Genomic DNA, 1,195 nt, shown 5'->3' with positions numbered 1-1,195 from the left:
TCGCCTCTCCCGCCAGCCGGTCGATTTTTTCGAAGGCGCTCTCGATCCGGCGGACGATTTTGCGTTGTTCGGCGAGGGGAGGAAGCGACAGTTCAAGTCCCTTGATTTGCTCGCTGTTGATATTGTTCACGCCGCTGGTGGACTTGGCCAGTTGCTCAACTGTTCGCCTGCTGCCAAGCTCTTGCAAACCGTATTGCACGAACCACGGATCCACCTTTTGAAGATCGAAACGAAGGCGGATAAGATACCCGGCAAATAGAGTGGTGGTCGGAAGGTCTGAAACGACCGCAGACCGCCCAACAAGATCCAGGCTGCCATTCGACCTTATGAGCAGCAGATCTCCAGCCTTAAGGGCGAGCTTATCAAGCTCTTTTTGGGAGAACTCGGCATGCTTGAGCTCTGACAGATCAAGCCTACCGCCAGCCACGTTCGGTATTCGAAGGACGGGCACCAAATGCGGAGCAACCTCGCACTTCTTTGCCGTTCCGTATCGAATGTCGTCGAGCAGATCGCCCAAAGCGTACATTTGCCAGTCAGTCTTTTTGGCGTTCGTTAGCTCACCCGAAAACGCCTTGGAGAGCACCGCCTGCTTGTAGCGGGCGACGAGGGCGTCGATGCGCTCCAGCTCCTTGCGGGCGCGGGCTGACCTTGCGCCCAAGGCGTCCAGCTTGGCGACAATGCGCTTCTGCTCCGCAAGCGGCGGGAGAGGAAGTCTGAGCTTTTTCAGGTTGCCACCGGCAATACGTTGCCGCGTCGTGCCGCTTGCCTGTGCACGTATGGTTGCCCGGGATCTTGGCGAGTTGATTGCAGTCACGATCCACTCGTTGCTTAGCTCGGACGAGCCGCCCCGCCAAATCATAACATCGACAACAGTCACTGCCTTCTGCTCTAAACCAGGATAGATGCAGGCGCGGCCCAATGGATCGGGCATCCTGGCGATCAATACATCGCCCTTCTCAAGGTAGCTGCAATTGAGCTCGGCGGCTTTCTCCACGGTGAGAAAGCGGTTTGATTTAAGACGAAAAAAACCATCCCCAATGTCAGCAAGTTGGGTAAGCCTTACTGATCCCATCGGATCTTGATCTTTGCTTTCGACCCAATCGCCATCGGTGACCAATCCGTTGCTGGACACCAGGTCACCAAGTTCAGCCTCAACCCACCCCTTCGGCAGCTCGCTCATTCCGCTGCCTCCGGG

The 1,195-nt window shown here is 56.6% G+C and carries 1 protein-coding gene; it reads right to left on the bottom strand.

The window, feature by feature from the left end; translation table 11 throughout:
• Positions 1–1,180: restriction endonuclease subunit S (locus AC5DC2_RS23545; protein ID WP_491700242.1), on the bottom strand; the 1,180-nt coding region annotated here is incomplete at its 3' end.
• Positions 1,181–1,195: the final 15 nt, after the last annotated feature.

It is taken from the genome of Martelella sp. (assembly GCF_984369615.1).
Note: the sequence above shows the minus strand (reverse complement) of the source record. Positions and strands in the feature narration are given on the sequence as shown.